The 18,191-nt window shown below is 55.3% G+C and carries 11 protein-coding genes; 2 read left to right on the top strand and 9 right to left on the bottom strand.

The features are described from left to right. Positions 1–38 precede the first annotated feature (38 nt). Together SH678x_RS00235 and SH678x_RS00230 are read left to right on the top strand one after the other, a co-directional pair. Complete coding sequence (locus SH678x_RS00235; RefSeq protein ID WP_496920875.1) at positions 39–1,586, top strand: GMC oxidoreductase; 1,548 nt, start codon at positions 39–41, stop codon at positions 1,584–1,586. Positions 1,587–1,603: 17 nt separating this feature from the next. Beyond that, positions 1,604–2,371, top strand: a complete 768-nt coding sequence (locus SH678x_RS00230) for an SDR family NAD(P)-dependent oxidoreductase (RefSeq protein ID WP_496920874.1) — start codon at positions 1,604–1,606, stop codon at positions 2,369–2,371. Positions 2,372–2,456: 85 nt separating this feature from the next. Here SH678x_RS00230 and SH678x_RS00225 read toward each other — a convergent pair whose 3' ends face one another. From SH678x_RS00225 to SH678x_RS00185, 9 genes are all read right to left on the bottom strand, one after another. Then, the gene (locus tag SH678x_RS00225; RefSeq protein WP_496920873.1) at positions 2,457–3,158 is read right to left on the bottom strand and encodes an ion transporter; all 702 of its coding nucleotides are present in this window, start codon (positions 3,156–3,158) and stop codon (positions 2,457–2,459) included. Between the two features lie 37 nt (positions 3,159–3,195). Continuing rightward, positions 3,196–5,085: a heavy metal translocating P-type ATPase gene (locus tag SH678x_RS00220; RefSeq protein WP_496920872.1), complete on the bottom strand. Its 1,890-nt coding sequence runs from the start codon at positions 5,083–5,085 to the stop codon at positions 3,196–3,198. Positions 5,086–5,133: 48 nt separating this feature from the next. Then, the gene (locus tag SH678x_RS00215) at positions 5,134–5,994 is read right to left on the bottom strand and encodes a YihY/virulence factor BrkB family protein (protein ID WP_496920871.1); all 861 of its coding nucleotides are present in this window, start codon (positions 5,992–5,994) and stop codon (positions 5,134–5,136) included. Positions 5,995–6,027: 33 nt separating this feature from the next. Further along, a complete protein-coding gene (locus SH678x_RS00210) occupies positions 6,028–7,086 on the bottom strand; it encodes a DUF1559 family PulG-like putative transporter (protein ID WP_496920870.1) in 1,059 nt (352 codons plus the stop codon). A 28-nt stretch (positions 7,087–7,114) separates the two neighbouring features. Then, positions 7,115–8,371: a dockerin type I domain-containing protein gene (locus tag SH678x_RS00205; RefSeq protein ID WP_496920869.1), complete on the bottom strand. Its 1,257-nt coding sequence runs from the start codon at positions 8,369–8,371 to the stop codon at positions 7,115–7,117. A 332-nt stretch (positions 8,372–8,703) separates the two neighbouring features. Then, on the bottom strand, positions 8,704–9,480 hold the full coding sequence (locus SH678x_RS00200) for a DUF3050 domain-containing protein (RefSeq protein WP_496920868.1): 777 nt from the start codon (positions 9,478–9,480) through the stop codon (positions 8,704–8,706). A gap of 52 nt (positions 9,481–9,532) precedes the next feature. Next, the gene (locus SH678x_RS00195) at positions 9,533–12,541 is read right to left on the bottom strand and encodes a beta strand repeat-containing protein (RefSeq protein ID WP_496920867.1); all 3,009 of its coding nucleotides are present in this window, start codon (positions 12,539–12,541) and stop codon (positions 9,533–9,535) included. 79 nt (positions 12,542–12,620) lie between these two features. Continuing rightward, positions 12,621–16,091 (bottom strand): beta strand repeat-containing protein, encoded by a 3,471-nt coding sequence (locus SH678x_RS00190; protein WP_496920866.1) that lies wholly within the window; start codon positions 16,089–16,091, stop codon positions 12,621–12,623. Between the two features lie 104 nt (positions 16,092–16,195). After that, positions 16,196–18,187, bottom strand: a complete 1,992-nt coding sequence (locus SH678x_RS00185) for a hypothetical protein (RefSeq protein ID WP_496920865.1) — start codon at positions 18,185–18,187, stop codon at positions 16,196–16,198. Positions 18,188–18,191: the final 4 nt, after the last annotated feature.

Below are 18,191 nucleotides of genomic sequence, written 5' to 3'. Positions count from 1 at the left end.
TTGTCAGCCTTCCCACTTAAACCCGCGCGGTATTAGCCATGGCCAACACTTACGACGTCATCATTATCGGCAGTGGCGCGGGGGGCGGCACCCTGGCCCACCGGCTGGCCCCTTCAGGAAAACGCATCCTGATCATCGAACGCGGCGACTGGCTGCCGCGCGAGCCTCAGAATTGGCTCACCGAAGAAGTCTTTGTCAACAATCGCTATGTGTCGACAGACATCTGGCATGACAAACAAGGCAAGCCGTTTCAACCCGGCACACATTATTTTGTTGGCGGCGCAACCAAGATGTACGGGGCCGCGCTCTATCGCCTCCGCCAAGAAGACTTCAGCGAACGGCAGCACGAAGACGGCATCTCGCCGGCCTGGCCGATCAGCTACGACGAACTTGAACCTTACTACACGCAAGCGGAGCAGATGTATCACGTGCATGGTGTGCGGGGCGAAGATCCGACCGAACCTCCTTGCAGTGCCCCCTACCCTCACCCGCCGGTGTCGCATGAGCCGCGCATCGCAAAACTTGCCGAGGACTTGGCTCGCGCCGGTTATAATCCGTTCCACACTCCCTGCGGCATTATGCTCGACGAAAGCAACATGCCGTACAGCCGGTGCGTGCGCTGCATCGATTGCGACGGCTTTCCTTGCCTCGTGCATGCTAAAAGCGATGCCGAAGTCCTGGCAGTCCGACCCGCGCTTGAGCATCCCAACGTGACGCTACTCACGAAGGCGTTGGTCGAGAAGTTAGAAACCAATTCCGCAGGGACTGCCGTCACCAAAGTGATTGTCAATCACAACGGTCAGCAGAAAACCTATGAAGCTGGGATCGTCGTTGTTTCCTGCGGGGCCGCGAACTCGGCGAAGTTGCTGCTGATGTCGGCCAACGACAAGCATCCGCGCGGGCTTGCCAATGGCTCGGATCAAGTTGGTCGCAACTACATGTTCCACAATAGCCAGGCTGTGCTCGCGTTGTCGAAAGAGCCTAATCCGACGCAGTATCAAAAGACGCTCGGGATCAACGATTTTTACTTCGGCATGCCGGGTTATGAATTCCCGATGGGGAATATTCAGATGATCGGCAAATCGCAGGCCCCCATGTTCCGCGGCGAGAAGCCAATCGAGACGGCGCTAGCTCCGCAGTGGTCGTTGGAAATGATCGCAAGGCATGCGGTCGATTTTTGGCTCTCGACTGAAGATCTCCCCCGCAGCGAAAACCGCGTCACGGTTGATCGCCAAGGCAAAATCACGCTCAGCTACACACCCACGAATCAAAACGCCAAGCTGAAACTTTACGAGAAACTTAAGTCGATGCTCGGCAGTCTCAACATGCACGATCATCTGATCCCGCGCAATCTATATATGAAGAACGAGATCGACGTGGGAGGCGTTGCGCATCAATCGGGGACCTGCCGCTTTGGCAATGATCCCCAAACATCGGTGCTCAACACGAATTGCAAGGCACACGAACTCGACAATCTTTATGTGGTCGACACCAGTTTTTATCCCAGCATTGGAGCGGTGAACCCTGCCCTGACGGCGATGGCCAACGCCTTGCGCGTCGGCGATCATTTGCTCGAACGCATTTAATATAAGGAAGTGCCAATATGAGTCTCAAAGGAAAAGTCGCCATCGTCACGGGCGGTAACAGCGGCATCGGCATGGCCATCGTCTTGGAATTGGCCAAGCAAGGCGCTAACATCGTCATCGACTATGTCGCCAATCCGCAGGCCACTGAAGCTTTGGAAAAGCAAGTTGTCGCCCTGGGAGATCAAGCCATCGGTATCAAGGCCGATGTGAGCCAGGTGACCGATCTTGAAAAGCTCATCGCCGGTGCGGTCGAAAAATTCGGACGAGTCGACATGATGGTGAATAATGCCGGCGTCGAGACTCGCACTTCCATTTTGGATACCACCGAAGCGCAGTATGAAAAGGTGCTCAACATCAATCTCAAGAGCGCATTTTTCGGCACGCAAATCGCCGCCAAGCAAATGATCAAACAAGGCAGCGGCGGGCGGATTATCAACATCACCTCGGTGCATGAAGACTGGCCCATGCCGGGAAACACGGCCTATTGTCTCTCAAAAGGAGGCATGCGGATGCTCACTCGCACGGCCGGAGTGGAACTCGCATCGCACAACATCCTCGTGGTGGGAGTCGGACCAGGTGCCGTGGCCACGCCGATCAACACTTCGACCATGAATGACCCGGCGTTGCTCAAGAAACTCGATGATGCAATTCCCATCGGCCGGATGGCCAAACCGGAAGAGATCGCCAGTGTCGTGGCGTTTCTCGCTGGCGACGGGGCGAGTTACATCACGGCTACTACGATTTTTTCTGATGGCGGGATCATGCACAGTAGTCCGGGGTTGTAGGACCCTCCCCATAAGCCCTCCCCTAGCCCCTCCCGGAGGGAGGGGGACTACATCATTCTTCCATCGCTCGCGCTTTGGGCTGCTTTCACTCTTCCATCGCTCGCGCTTTGGAAAGAGCCGACGCGACCAAGCCCGCGGGGACAGAGACAATACCCAAGCCAATCAGAAGAATGGCGAGTGTGAAAATCTTGCCGCCGACCGTGACGGGAATTATGTCACCGTAACCGACGGTGGTCAGCGTTTCCACGGACCACCACATGCTGTGGAACACCGACGAGAACTTGTCGGGCTGGGCCTCGTGCTCGAAGTAATAAATTCCCACGGCGGAAAAATAGAGCAGCAGAATTGCCACGCAAACAAAGAGGATCAACTCCTCCTTGGCGATCAGAAATGCCCGATGAAATCGGCTGATCGCCTTGCTGTAGCGAACCAGCTTGAATGCGCGAAACAACCGCAAAAAACGAAACGCGCGGATACTACGCAGATCGAGTTCAGTGAGCACATAGAACGGCAAGATCGCCAGCAGATCGATCAACCCGTAAAAGCTGAAAATATAAGCCAGCGGCCGCTCGGCGACGAATATTCGTAGCACATACTCAACCGTGAAGATGGCCACAATCAGAATATTGAGCCGTTCCAGCGAGCTTTCAATCCCCGGGGGCAAGTCCGGCAAGGTTTCGATCGAAAACGAAATCAGCGAGACCAAAATGGTCGCTTGAATAAACAAGTCGAAAGCGCGACCCCACCGGCTACGGTGGTCTTCGATCATAGTTTTGAGAAATGACATGCGGCCATGATACTGGCAGCCCGTCATCCGACAAAGTTCACTTAAAGTCGGTGAGTTGTCGTGGTCGCAGTCCGGCACGCAGCGCGTTGAGCACGGCCAAAACGTCGATCACTTCCTGGCTAACGGCCCCCGCGACGGGAGTTAAGAGCCCGACGCTGGCGAGTCCCATTCCCAGAACGCTCAGCGCCATGCCACCGACTGCACTTTGCAAAGCAATCTTTCGCATGCGACGGCTGATGTGCATGAATTCGTCGACACGTTCGAGCGTGCTATCCATAATCACGACGTCGGCCGACTCAGCCGTGATGTCCGAGTTCTTGCCGATGGCAACGCCGACGGTGGCGGTCATCAAAGCGGGGGCGTCGTTGATCCCATCGCCAACGTAGAGCGTGCGAGCTTGTTCGGTCTCGCGACGAACGATGTCCACTTTCTCTTCCGGAGTCTTTTCCGCATAAACATCCTTGATCCCCAGCCGATTGGCCAGATATTGCACTTCGGATTCTCGGTCGCCCGACACGATCATTACCCGAGAGAAGGCATGACGGGGTGCTAAATGCTGAACAAAGGAAGCCCCTTCGGCCCGTGGTTCATCGCGAAAGCGGTAAAGCCCCACGTAGCGATTATCGATGATGATGACACATTCAAGCCCACCGGCATGAGGCGGAAGTTGCTCGACCCCCGCAACACGCAACGCATTCGCGGCGTTGCGACTACAGATGCGCACGCTGTGACCATCAACGGTCCCTTTGAGTCCTGCGCCCGGTGGTTCGCTGATTTCCGTGGCTTCGATCAGTTTAATCTTCTGTTGTGATGCTTTATCAAGCACCGCCAATGCCAATGGATGCTTGGAATAGCGCTCCACGCTCGCGACCAATTGCAAAATCTGCTCAACATTCTCGCCTGGCACGAGGATTTGTTCGGTCAGCACCGGCTGACCATAGGTGAGCGTCCCCGTTTTATCGAAAATCGCCGTGCGGCATGTCGTGACCGTCTCAAGGGCCACGGGATTTTTGACGATGATGCCGCGTCGCGCGGATTGGGAAATCGCTCCAATGATGCAGACGGGGATGGCGATCAACAGCGGACAGGGAGTCGCCACAACCAGCACGGCTAAGAAGCGTTGCGACTGACCACTAATGATCCAGGCGATCAATGCAATCGCCACCGCGAGCGGCGTGTAGTAAGCCCCCAACGTATCGCCTAAACGCCGCAGCCTGGGTCGACCAAGCTCGGCCTCGTGCATCACTTGCATAATTTTGGCGTAACGGGAATCTGCCGCGACGCGAATCGCTCGAATTGTTAAAGCGGCTTCGCCATTGATCGCACCCGAGATGACCTCCGACCCAGGTGTTTTAGACATCTGAAACGGTTCGCCCGTGAGAAACGATTCGTCCATGACACCCCGCCCTTCGATCACAACGCCATCGACGGGGCATATCTCGTGAGGAAACACGACGAGCGTATCGCCAATGGCGACCTCGGGCAGACCAATATCCGTGACGGTGGTAGCGACACGCCGATGGGCAACCGCCGGCATACGTTGCGCAAGTGCACGCAAGACTGAGGACGCACTGCGCACGGCATAAGCCTCGAGGGCTTCTCCCCCCGAGAGCATGAGAACGACCAACGCCCCGGCTAAGTATTCGCCCAGGACCGTGGCCGTGACAATGGACATGCCAGCCAGCAGGTCCGAGCCGAACTCGAACCTCACCAGCTTCACAAGTAGCTCATAGACCAACGGGATTCCACCGCCAATCAAAACCACCCACAATGGCAAGTTGTAAACATCGGCCGTAGTTTGCCAGCCAAAGCGCAGAACGAGATGCGCTGCGATTCCTAGAATCGCCAGGGCGGCAATAAGTAGCATCCGCCGGGCGGTAATGAACTGCAAGACTTTGGGAATCAACGAGACGAAGAGAATGGGCATACCGTTATCATAAGACTTCGGCAACCGTTTCGACAGCACACCACAGGGTTATGATTCCGCCGTTTCTTGATACTCCTGGCTGATCGTATGCACAAATTCGGCACCAAAGAAGAGAACCGTCGCGGCATAATACGCCCAAAGCATGATTGCGATAAAAGCACCGATCACGCCATAGGCACTGTCGTAGCGGTCACCAATCACGAAGCTGGCCAGCACCTGCCGGCCGATTTCCCAGATTAACGCCGCGAAGACTCCGCCGTTAAGCGCCGCCAGCCAGGGGACCTTGGTGTTGGGAATCGCATAGTACAACACGGAAAAGACCGCGGCGTTTAGAACCCACGAGACAAGGATCTGAGTCGTCCAGGTTAACCAGGGGATCGTCGTAAACCATTGGCTCGTGGCCGTGATCGCCACACCGCTGGCGAAGATGACAAACAACACGCATAACAAACCAAGCAACATCACGAACGCTTTAAGTCGTACGTAGACGACTCCGACAATGGTTCCCCAAATGCCGCGAGAATCGTCGGCCTTGATCTTCCAGATGCGATTGAACGCGATATCGATTTCGGCAAACAGTGCGATCACTACGACTAAAAGCGTAATGATACCTGCCGGTCCACCCAGCGAGGCTCGCTCTTGCACTTCACGCAGCGCGCGGGCCACCTGCTCCTGCAAATTCGGCGAGAGTTGATCGCCGATCGCTTCGAGAATCTGCTCCTCGGCTCGGCCACCGGCTTGCGTGACGTTCAGGAAGATGCCGAAGCTCGACAGCAGGATCATCAGCAAAGGAAAGAACGCGAGCGCCGTGTAGTAGGCCACCGACGCGGCCAGGGTCGAGCAACGATCGGCCGACCAATTCTGAGAGGTGGTATAAAGCAGGTGAAAAAAATGCCGAACGTGAATCATAGCTCGGCATTGTAGCATGCCAGCGGCCATGACTCACTGCGAATCTGCGCTGATCGTTTCCTCACCACTTCGGGTCGCCAGCGCTCGCCAAACGGCGGGATTGATGTCGTCGCTATAGAAACGGACCGACCCATCGACTCGTGCGGCGTTCACTCCGCCCGGGTGCATACTCCGCGCGGAACGCCAGCCAAAGGCTGCGTAACGCTCACTAAGCGGAGAAAGCAACTTAGCCGACATGCAATCCAGCTCCGAGGAATTCGGCGGACGATAATGGTTGTACATCGCCGAACGATACTCGCCATTGGCCCACGAGAAGCCCGGCGGATCGGTGAAATTAAATAGTATCGTGGCATCGCAAGCCGTCTGAGTCAGCGGCGCGGCACTGGCAAACACATAGGCCGTCCGCTCGTTGACCTGATCGCGTGGGGTGAGTTGTGGAACAAAATCTCCTAAAGTCGTTTCCGCCAAATACACTGTTTGGCTCGTGCCATCGGCGATCTCGGCCAACGAGACGCGCGAATTAATGTAAAACACTCCATCCGCGGTCAGCGGTGTTCCCCCCTCGATGCCACTCCCCGCCGAGGCTGCGTAGTTCGTGGGTCCGAAGCGCGGGCTCACCCGTTCCATACGATCGCTGGGGCAAAGCATGCTTGGAATGATCTGCTCGAGTGTCGCCTGATTTTCGTCGGGGATCGAAAAGTCTTTGCGATACATCGGCAAGGACAAATCAAGTTGCGCGTAGAGTGCGGAGTTTTCAAAATGAGGCAGCACTTGCGCGAAAGCCGACCAACGGTAAAACGTGTGCGGCATCGCGGGATCGTTGGGATCGGCTTGAGCGACCGAGCCCGACGGAAAGTGGCCCTGTGCCGCTTCGTAGTTGTGCATGGCCAAAGACAGTTGCTTGAGCCGATTCAAGCAATCGTTTCGGCGCGAACTTTCACGCGCCGCTTGAATCGCCGGCAGCAAGAACGCCACGAGCAGACTGATGATTGCAATCACAACCAACAGTTCCACCAACGAAAAAGCGCTGTTGCGCCATCGAGCGCGAAGCACGAGCATCCGGTCATTCCAATGATGCTCGTGTTCGTTCATAGGCCTCTCTGCTGAATATCGAGTTTAATTATCCCCGATGTGATCGGCGGAACCAAGCCCCGCAACTCAAGGCAAGTAGCGCAATGATGGCGCTACTTGGTTCGGGGATCGCTGTGGTCGCTAGAACTGGCACGTAGCGAGCCAGCGCGGTCGGCTGAAACGAACCGGAAACGCCCGAGTTGCCGAAGCCACGTTGCCACGCCAGAAAATCTCGGCCATCGGTATCAAAATCGCCATCGAGGTCAGCGCTCGCGGCAGGATTCATGGGGTCGTAAGTCACGCCGTAGTACTCTTGCCAAATGAGCAAATCCGCTTCATCGACAACCGTATCGCGATTCACATCACCCACCAAGAATGGTGCTTGTCCTTGAAAGAATTGATTAAACCGCGTGATGCTGCCAGGAAATAAATTCGGACCGTAAAAAGGATCGCTGGGATTATCGTTGCCCAGGCTTGTGGCCAAAATGTTGCCGTCATCACCAACAATCACACCAGACGGATAAGGCAAAGGTGCGCCGAAGGGGCTGCCTGAAACAACTTCTCCTGCTTCCACGTCGAATTTGATTACGGCCTGACCAATCAAGCTCGCAACAAACAAGTCGCCGCTGGAATCAAATGCTAAACCATTGAATCCAGATGCTGGAGCGGGAATCGCTAAGGTGACATCAGAACCCGCAGCAAATGTTGTGGCCATCGTGCTAAAGGGATCGGAAGGATTCACCAACGGGGCGTCGTATTTCAAGATCGAGCCAAAGCCAACAACATTAAATTCGCTCACATAGAGATTGCCAGCATTGTCAAAAGCAATCCCTCCCCGCCCTGATGGCGACGAGCCTGTTCCCAGCGTTTGCAGGGGCGTACCACTCGCGTCGTAGCGAAACACTTCATCGCCATCGAAGTTGCCAAACTCAGAAACGAAGAACGTGTTGCTGGCAGCATGATAAGCAATGCCCCCGGCTCCACCGACATCAGTAATAAAATCCGTCGTGTTGCCATTCACGGGATCGATCTTAACCACGCTGGCAGCTGAACCGGGAAAGCCTGAAACAGAATTCGTAACGTAGAGAAATCCATCGCCACCGAAAGTCATGCCCGAGGGTTGGTCGAGCCCCTGATCGGTCACGACTCGCAAGAAATCTCCACTTGTTTCATCGAACGACAAAATACGATTGGTGGCGCGATCGGCCACGAACACTTCCGCGGCCTCGGTCGTAAGAGAAACACAATTCAACAGCAATAAACAACAGATCGAGCGTGTGGAGCGAACACAAAGTGGCAATGTCATAGCAGCAGCTTCCCCGATGATGAATTTCAAACCTCGGCTGCCCGCATAGTGCGGACATCGAACCGATAGATTGCCGCCCGACTGCTTGGCTTGCTGTAGACAGGTATGGCTACCGCGCAGAAGGCAATACAACGCGCAAGGCGGGATGAATGGCGAGAAACGTGTTGTTCCGATAACGAATCGCCTATTGTCCCCAGCGCTAGAAACAGCGTCAATACGCTGCTCGAACCGATTGGTTCACACGGTCCACAAAATTATAGGAAAAATGTTGCAGGCTATTTCACAACCAATGACGCGATTTGCCGCAAATGAATCGCTTTCTTGAGACGCAATTAATGCGGCAATTCGGCCAAGGCTTGTTCAATGCCGTTCCACAATTGCAGCCGTGCTTCCAGGGCGCCCACCGCGGCGGCTTCAGCAGCTTGCCAGTGAACGGGATCATCGCCACACAGAAATTCCACCAGCCGGCCTGCCATGGGACCATGCTGATCGCCGTCCAAATCGATATGGCGCTCAAGATAGTATTTGAATGCCGCGAGATCCGTCCCCGGCGTCGCACTCAGCTGCTCGACGATTTGCCGAAATAAGTCGGGTAACAAATCTTCCCGACCAAACGCGAACGCCGAAGCAATCGCACAGAGATCGCCGCTGTCGATGACTTTAAACGTATGTTGCACAAAGTCTCGTACGCTAGACGGCACGCTAGAAACTTGCAAAGCCGCTTCAATCTTCAATCCTTGCCCTAAGCCTAAAAGAAACTGATCGATCTGCCGCGTGTCGGCACCGCAGCCTTGCATCGACTGATAATACAAATCGAAATGACTAGCGAATCCGCCCGAGCCATCCTCATCGCTTTCCTCGGCCAGCACGATTTCATTCACGAGCCGGCAGCCCTCGCGATTGATCGGCGGCAACCACGGCACGCTCACCGAGCAGAGTTGCAATTGCAACGCCTTCAGCAGTGACATGAAATCCCACACCGCGAACACATGATGCTGCATAAAGATGCGCAAGGCATCGATGCTTTGCATCCGCAAATACAGTGGATGATCGAGCAAAGCTTGGCGGAATGGCTCTAAACGGCCATGGATTTCGGCAAATGAACTCACAGTGATCCCTCGGGTTTGCTGTCGAAGTCAGCAATGTACCATGCCGAGAGAATTAACCGTAGCGACGGCTGACCGTAAACAAACCCAAAATGGTCATCGCCAGCAGAATGCTGGCGGGTTCCGGCACAGCCGTGCTCGCGGCAAGTGGCAACGGCCCGGTGTACTGTCGCTGCCAGATCAGAAAATCACGTCCGTCGGCATCCTCATCTCCGTCGGCGTCTCCTTCATCGTGAGCGAGGCCTGATTGGCCGTAATGATCTTGCCAACGGATGAGATCGAAACTATCCACGTCGCCGTCTTCCTCGAAGTCGGCTTCCAGAAATCCCGCCGCTACTGACAATATTCCTTGGCTGTAAAGCAGCGAGGTGTTCCAAATCAGACCAGGGTCCAACATCGGCAGGGTCAACGTGTCGAACGCTCCCGTGAGTGTCGTGAAGTCCAGCATATCAAAGGACTGTCCTAGCGTCGGGCTATAGTCGTTGAGTAAATTCACCGTCAACGTGCCGTCGGCGATGAACTGCCCCGTGCTGAAAATCACGTCGTAGCCGAAGCCGGGATTCGCCCCCTGAATCTGCATCACCAAGTTGCTAGTGTTCGTGAACTTGTAGTTGGCCCCACTCAACAATGCTGTCGACGCTCCAGATGCTGTGAAACCCGGCGACACCGTTCCAGTGAACTCCACATTCGAAAAACTACCGATGCCGGTCACGTCTCCCGTCAGCGTCAACCGCTGCGCGGTTCCCGTTCCGAGTATTGACCCATCGTTAATCATTCGCTTCGAGGAATTGTTCGGTGTGTTAATTGTACCGAAGCCGAACACTGTTTCGCCCGACCCGACGGCGAGGCCATTAGGGGCGACGAGCGTTCCCGGCAAGCCGGAAGCCCCAAGTATCGTTCCCGATCCTAGCTGCGCGGCATCCAGGTCGTTAAGCGTAAGTGTATTCGACCCAACCGAAATCTGCCCTGTCGTCGCAAAGCCGTTAACCGTCGTTGCATTACCGATCGTTAGTGCGCCCGTTGCTTGAATCGGTCCGCTCCCTGTGTAAGTGGCGTTGACCGTCCCTCGACCGGTGATGCCTACCGTTCCTCCGTTAAACGTCGGCGCGTTGAGCGTGCCATCGAACAGCACGAGTCCGTCGGTCGCACCAGCTTCATAAGAAACCCCCGCACCGAAATTGACCGTCCCGCCGGTCGCAATCGTCAACTGGCCAATTCTTCCCACGCCCGCGGTCGTCGTCCCTAGCACGTTGGCCACCACGTTGGGTGTGGTCCACGACGAGCCTGCTCCCGTCACCAGGACTTCCGTGCCAGCGCTGCCCTGGATGTAACCGGTCAGGGAACCGCCCGCCAAGATATCGACGTTGCTGCTAGCGACGAGACTTGCTGGGCCGAGCGTGGTGAGCGTCACCGAGCCGCCGTCGATGACAACTGAATTGGTCACGGTGATGCTCCCCGAAATCAGCGCCCCGGCTGCTGGAGCAATCGTTCCACGAACTACGAGATTGCGTGTGTTTATCGCGGCCTGGTTCATGGTCACGGTGTATTCGTCCCACACCTTGAGCTGGTCGTTGGAAGAGTTGCCAACTCCGAGGATGGCGCTGTTAGTGAGGGCGAGCGTCCCCTGGCCGCCGCCCGTCGTGGCGTCGCCACCCAGGAACACAGAGTCACTGCTCACTAGCGATGACCCGACGCCGTCGATCGTAACGTTGGCACGTAAACCTGGCGCGCCGATAAAGGCATCGACCACGACCACATCGGCGCCGGTTGTAACGGTGATCGAGGTCGGGTTCAAGGCAATCAGCCCGCCCGCAGTCAGATTGCCCTCGACGTTCCATCGGCCGGTCGCGCCGCTGACTGTGACGTTCGCCGAGCCCGCCAGCGCGAGCCCTCCCCCAACCCGGGCCGTATCGCTCGTAACCGTTCCGCTGGCAATCGTCAGCGATCCTTGGCCAGCCGTGCCAATTTCCAGGTCGCCACCAGTGGGTCCGACGTCGAGCGACTGCCCCGCAGCGACGGTCATGCTGGCGCCGAAGGGGATGTTCGCCCCTGTGTTATCGATGCGAAAATCGCCCAGGAATTCCAATTCGCCGCCTGTCCAATTGAAGTTGGCCGGCGTGATCTCGAAGAACTCGGCGGGGACTTGTAAGAACCCGCCTGCCTGTAGGTTGGCCGTGCCAAAGATTCGGGCTGTCCGTACTTCGCCCAAGTTGCCGATCGTAAACCCGTCTCCCCCTTGTATGTAATCAGTCACATCAAGTTCTGCAGTCACTCCACCAGCTCCACTCACCTCCATCGTGCCGCCAACAGAGATACGGATTGACTGCATGCTCCCTCCCGGGCCGATGGTCACGGAGCTGCTTCCGAGTGTATTTACTAAGGTAGTGGTTTCCACGTGACCACCGTCCTCAACCAGCAAGTCACCCGCTATGGTGACGAACCCCAATAGATTCGCCTCCGAGTTGTCGACCACTTCGAGGACGGCCCCTTCTCCGATTTCCGTGGTATTGAACGCGGTCAATTGGCTATTGGTAAGCCTAAGAAGCGCGGTGGAATTGTTAGAGATGCTGTCGCCGAGAAGCAGCCCTTCTTCGGCAAACAGAGACGAATCTTCAGCATCGAGAGTCGTCGAACTATCCTCCGTCTGAGTGCCGATCGCGAAGAACGAGTCGGTGTCGAGATCTCCATTTCGCAGACGCAGTTCTACTTCGCCCCCATCCTCTGAACTTAAAACGAAGGACCCATAAAATTCCGAACCGAACTCTCGAACGCCAAGCTGCCATGGCGTTCCCCCGGCGGCGCGAAACTGGAAAAGACCGTCCACCATCTTGAGCTCTTCGATCCCTTCAGCGTTCTGCATGATGATATCGTGCAACAAGCTCGATCCCGAATCGAAAATCGCACGATCGGTGCCGGCCTGCGGAAAGCCCGTCGGCGTCCAATTGGAGTTACTAGCCCAGAGCTCCGTCGTGCCCGCCGTGCCATTCCAAGTGAAGGTCTCTGCGCTTGCTCCAGCGCTGACCAACAACCACACACCCGTGACCAGCCCGATTCGCTGCAGCATTACCATAAGGTACCTGTTGCTAAAGTTTGTGAAACCAACGCGTAGCAAACTTCGTTTTTGAATACTTGATGACAGGAATTCAAGTCAACCGTCTCTTCAATCCCCACAAGCTGAGACTAGCTAGCAGCACCAACGTCCCTGGCTCCGGCACAGCAGTAGCAGCTGAAAATGCCATCAGCGGTGCACTGCCCGCTTGCTGTTGCCAGATCAGGAAGTCGCGACCATCGCTGTCGTTATCTCCATCCGCATCACCAAGCTGATTGAGTTTGTAGGCACCCTGCCAGATGGCCAAATCCGTGGGGTCCACATCACCATCTTCATCAAAGTCGGCCGAGAAGAATGGCTTGGGTACAACCTGCAACTGTACGGCATTCGCTAGGTACTCGATATGAAACGCCAACCCCGCTGGCATACCCGACACGTCGGCGTAGTCGAATTCGCCAGTGATCGTGTTACCCGTGATAATATTAAATGTATTGCCCAAAACAGGCACAAAGGGAACTCCCGGCGAGATTTCATCGATATCGATATTGAGATAACCATCCACGATCACATCTCCGCTGGCCACGAGTCGATCGAAATCGTTGAGCCCGGTACCGGTGAGTTCGACGAATAGTTCACCTGTATTCCCTTGCTGGTAGTCAAACAGATTGACACGACCAATTCCATTGAAATTGCCAGGACGGAAGGCGCCATCCACCTCCAGTAGGACGCCGATGTTTGCCAGATTGTCGGCCACCATGTGGCTGCCATCGGGGATCACCAAGGCACCCCCGTTGTTATTAAACACGGCGCCCTGCTCGATGTTGATGTTGTTATTCTGGAGTACCAGGTTGCCCGTGAGCGTGGTGGTACTACCGTTCTCGAAGGTGAGGAAGCGGTTGTTCTCGACCTTGATCGTCGACGCGGGGCCGGCGGCGACCATCACCGTCCCGCCGATGTCGGTGCTGTTGGTCGATTCGTACGTCCCTTGGTTCAGGTTGATCGTCGAGCCGGGGTTGAAGTCGAGGGCGAAGCCGTTGGCGAAAACAGTTCCACCGTTCGTGCTAGTCACCGTTCCCGTAAACCCAAATGCCGCGCCGACGCCACGGAGCTCGAGCACGCCGATGTCGCCATTAGCAGCGAGTTCACCACTGCCAGCACCATCCCAGTCGTTATCGTTACCGGAAGTCTGCACAACAAGTGTGCCCGTATTCGTTGCCTGAATTAACTGATTGTTAACAACGCGTGCCGACACCAGACCATGGCCTTTGATTCCGTTAGTGTTGTTATTGGTGATCGTGCCCCCCTTAATTTCGCCGCCAAGCATCGATATGAACGTCGCGACGTTAGTGTCCCACGCATTGACGACGTTGAGAATGCCGGCATTATCCAGTGTTCCAATAGTTCCCACATCAAGAATCGCGCCGCTGACATTTAATTGCCCCCCCGAGGCACGAAGATGCGCCGGCCCATCGAAGTCGACGCTTGTGCTGATACTTCCGAAGCCCGAAAGAATAATTCCATCCGCATCGGCGCTGAGAATACCAGCACCCTGGATCGTGCCTCCTTCTATACGATTGTGATTTTCGTTGAACGAGTCCCCACCTCCCAGTCGAAACGGCTCGCCCACGGTGTTGATATTTACAGTTCCTGCAATATCCAGCCGGGCCGTCGTGCGTACGTCGCCCGTCACGTTGAGCGAGCCACTGATGTTCACGTCGCTGCCGGCAAGCAGCGTGGCGTCGGTGTTGTCGTTGACCAGGTTCATCACGCCGGCGCTGTTGAGTGTCCACTCGGCATCGGGATCATCGAGGTTTACCGTCAGCACACCCAGTCCCACACTGTTGTTCACGTCGAGCGTATTGACGCCTCCTCCGCCATTGATCTTGCCAAAGCTTGCCATCGTTCCGGTGTTGATTGTGAGCGGAGCATCGACGTTTACCAAATCACCAACTGAGTCGAGACCATCGAAGTCGACTTCGCCACCCACCATGTTGAGCGTCGTTGCCTCATTCACGTTGACCTGGCCGCTAAACGCGATCCGCCCCGCCCCGGTAAACTCCGCATTGTTGGCAGCGTTGACGGAATTGAAGTTAACCGTGCCCAAGAGAGCCAACGTCGCACCAGCGGCCACGTCGACGTCGGCATCGGAATTGAATGTCACTGCGGGTCCGAACTGCGTTTGTTGAGTTCCGGTGACGTTCAGATCGGAATCGAGTACTCCGCTGTCATTGCCAAGGTGGAATGCTTCGCCAGTCCAGGTCGTAATTTGACCGACGACCGAAGAATGCATATTCAACACGCCATTCATAACGAACTGCGGATCGCCCGTATTGACGCTCATGTCGCCATTGTTGAGGTTGATCGTCGAGCTGTAAGAGTTGGTAACCTGGTCAGGATCGTAATCTCCTAGATTGGCGATTAAGCTGGCGCCGGCGTTCACCGTCAGGACGGTGTCGGCGGTGAGGAAGCCGTCGAGGTCGAAGTTGGCCTGGTTAATCGTAAGCGTGTTGCCTGCTCCGACAGTGATGTCGGACGAGCTCGTCGGTCGCGTGAAGTTCGCACCCGCACCAATCGTGGCGTTGGCATTAAAGATGACGTGCCCGTTGGCGACAAAGTCACCGCCATTCATTGTAAACGGGGCATCGAATTGAACCGTTCCGTCGGCGTCGACGAGCGTAATCGTGCCGCTGTTTTGCGAAAAACTGGCACCGGCTATCGTCGAAGTGCCTGCTGCAACGGCAGGAAACCCACCAGTCGCGCCGTTGTCGATATCGAGCGTAGCATTCGCCCCCATGATCCAGGCGCTTGCCATGTCGAGCGTCGTATCATGAAACATATCTATCGTACCGTTAAAAATATCGGCGAGCGGGATATCGATGTCGAGCGTTTGATTGCGTCGGACAATGACGCTACCAGTCTCACCAGCACCATCGAGATCAATTCTCGCATCCGTGTCAGAGGCTACTATTAAAAGTGTTCCCACCTGCGGCGCACCAAAGAGCACTAGCGGGCTACGCTGAGCGGTAATCGAGCCGTCGTTAACGATCTGTGTCGTTACCACGCCTAGGATGTCTGCCACCCTCAACGTGCCATGCCCCAAGATCTCGCCACCCGCATTGATGTCGACGAGGCTCGCATTGGGCTGGACATCCAATCGGATCACCCCTCCATCGATTTCCACGTCAGCTCCATTATTGATCGTTAGATTGTCAATCTCTAACTGCGAGTTGGCCCCACCGACGATCAGATTCGTATTTGCGTCACTAACTTGGACCAACCCATCAACGGTTAAGTCGAAATCATTTGTGAATAAGTCGATCCCGCCCGACAGAGTCAGACCGATGACGGTATTAGTGCTCGCCAAACTTACCGAGTTGTTTGTGCTAAATATGGCGACATCGTCGCTATCGGGTTCGTCGACGGGATTCCAACCGGCAGTGACCCCTTCCGTCCACGTGCCATCCCCACCAATCCACGTGATATTCGCGGCGTATGTCGTCGAAAAAGTCAGAACTGACATCAAAGTCAACACGAGGCGCAGCACGCCCCAAGAAAGAGTCTTCAAGGAAATCCCCTTCGTAGAATAGAAGTGCTCACAAATCACGGTTCTCGCAATCAGCAAGAACGAGAGCAGGCGCAGGTGATTGTAACTAGGCTTGGCACCAAACGCTATCTATTTTGCGCAGATGATAATCGCGGCAGTAAAATACCCAATACTAGAAGTAACCCGACAGCGGGGGGTTCCGGAACAGCAATAGTTCCAACCAAATGATTCGGTGCATAACCATCCTTCCAATCCGCCAGATCGCCAACCGAGGGATTCCGCTGCCAAGCAAGGAAATCGCGGCCATCGACGTCGCCATCTCCATCGAAATCACCGCTGCTTGACAAAACAACTTCAAGCGATAGCGAATTCTCTGTGCGCAACGTTCCCCAAGCGAGCCCCACCGGCAAGGCGGGATAATCTACTTGAGAGAAATCGCCGCTTAAGGTTTGGGCAGAAATTAACAGCGGAAACACATCGCCCAATTGTGGTTCGTAACCTGCCGATAGTGTGACCGATAGCTCACCGTTCAAGTTCACTATGTCACTCGCTTCGATGGGAAAGAGCTCGTCAAAGGCATCAGACGCACTCAATCGAAAATTGAGCACTGACGAGTTGCCACCAAAGTTGATCTGATCGGTCGCAAACAAACTGGCACCAGGCATGATGAACAAATCACCATTATTGGTCAGCGTGTCGTGAAATACGGCCGAGGCACCATTGCCAACGACAATCTGGGCGCCGCTATCATTCTGCACGCTCCCAAATATGTCGACGCTTCCGGCAGTGATGGCCAATTGCGAACCCGTATTGTTATCAAGTCCTAAGTTGCCAAATCGCAGTTTCGCCCCGTTACGAGCGTCGATATCGAAGTTGTTGGTGACGCTGCCCATGGATTCTAATTCGCCGCCATCTACGTCGACGAAACCAGCATTATTTAATGTGCCTGTCAGCAGCAAACGCTCTTCAGACGCAACCTGCAAGCGTCCACGAGTTGATTGACCTTGATTATTGTTAAAGCTTGTGACTTTGATCGTGCCACTGCCTTCGATCAACCCGTGATTCGTCAGCGACTCGGAGGCTTCTAATCGGCCTTCCTCGAGTTTCAAGCGAGCTTTTGTACCCCAGATGCTGCTTCCAACGCTCACGACGCCACCCGAAGCAATTGTCAGGAGCGAATCGCTCGCACCGGTGCTGATCGACCCAGCAGTCAGTATCGAATTATTCCCTTCAACCAGCACCTCGCCGAGCGAACCTGTGTTGCTGGCCAACTGTAAGCTGCCCGCGATGTTCGCCTTGCCACCATTGAAAATTTTAAGTCGCCCTGTCCCGGATGAACCAACGATGAGACTCCCATTGGCCACGTCGAGGATTGAGCCAGGATCCGATATCTCGATCAACCCAACCGAGTTAATGGAATTTCCCAGGGTGATACCTTCCGAAGTGCGCACGCGCCCCGCATTCGTAATGAATAATTCTCCTTGACCCGAAGAACCGATGTTCGTTGAATCATTCACCGTCAGGTACGACATGGGATCAGTTATCAAAATTCGTCCATGCCCGGAAGCATTCACACCAACGGTCAACACACCGGTGCTGAGACGGCCTCCCAAGGTAAGATTGACCACGCCGTTGCCGCTCTGCCCGACGATTACATCGTCGCTGAGCCATTGGCTGCCAATTCCCTCTACGACGACTTCACCGTAACCAGAAGTCGCACTTCCCAATATCGTTTGGTCGGCCACGTCCATCTTGGCGAGATTCGAAACGTAAACCGACCCCGTACCATTAGCCCCGACAGTAAGGTCTCCACTGGCCGAGCTCAGGCTCCAATTGGATCCAAAGCCATCCATCGTCACAATTCCAATGCTATCCGTGGCATTGCCAACCACGGAATTATTACTGTTTGTCAGCGCTGTTCCATCGGCGATGTGCATAAATCCCAAGTCATTGTCACCTATACGAAACGGGCCCGCGACAGGTCCTCCACCGCTGGGCGGGGCGGGACTAACACTGCCACCATGACTGATTACGGCATATAACTTCGAAGTAAAACTAAAGCTTATGGCCAGCAGTACAATGACACCCACGACGGCGGGTCGGCAAAGAGAATTCATAGTT

The sequence above is a fragment of the Bythopirellula superficialaquae genome, from assembly GCF_059632245.1.
This window is presented reverse-complemented; position numbering and strand designations above follow the sequence as displayed.

What these genes read in the sequence shown, in the direction of transcription:
- SH678x_RS00215 (WP_496920871.1), bottom strand. Translation starts at nt 5,994, where the DNA reads ATGATTCACGTTCGGCATTTTTTTCACCTGCTTTATACCACCTCTCAG.
- SH678x_RS00230 (WP_496920874.1), top strand. Translation starts at nt 1,604, where the DNA reads ATGAGTCTCAAAGGAAAAGTCGCCATCGTCACGGGCGGTAACAGCGGC.
- SH678x_RS00220 (WP_496920872.1), bottom strand. Translation starts at nt 5,085, where the DNA reads ATGCCCATTCTCTTCGTCTCGTTGATTCCCAAAGTCTTGCAGTTCATT.
- SH678x_RS00195 (WP_496920867.1), bottom strand. Translation starts at nt 12,541, where the DNA reads ATGCTGCAGCGAATCGGGCTGGTCACGGGTGTGTGGTTGTTGGTCAGC.
- SH678x_RS00235 (WP_496920875.1), top strand. Translation starts at nt 39, where the DNA reads ATGGCCAACACTTACGACGTCATCATTATCGGCAGTGGCGCGGGGGGC.
- SH678x_RS00225 (WP_496920873.1), bottom strand. Translation starts at nt 3,158, where the DNA reads ATGTCATTTCTCAAAACTATGATCGAAGACCACCGTAGCCGGTGGGGT.
- SH678x_RS00185 (WP_496920865.1), bottom strand. Translation starts at nt 18,187, where the DNA reads ATGAATTCTCTTTGCCGACCCGCCGTCGTGGGTGTCATTGTACTGCTG.
- SH678x_RS00210 (WP_496920870.1), bottom strand. Translation starts at nt 7,086, where the DNA reads ATGAACGAACACGAGCATCATTGGAATGACCGGATGCTCGTGCTTCGC.
- SH678x_RS00205 (WP_496920869.1), bottom strand. Translation starts at nt 8,371, where the DNA reads ATGACATTGCCACTTTGTGTTCGCTCCACACGCTCGATCTGTTGTTTA.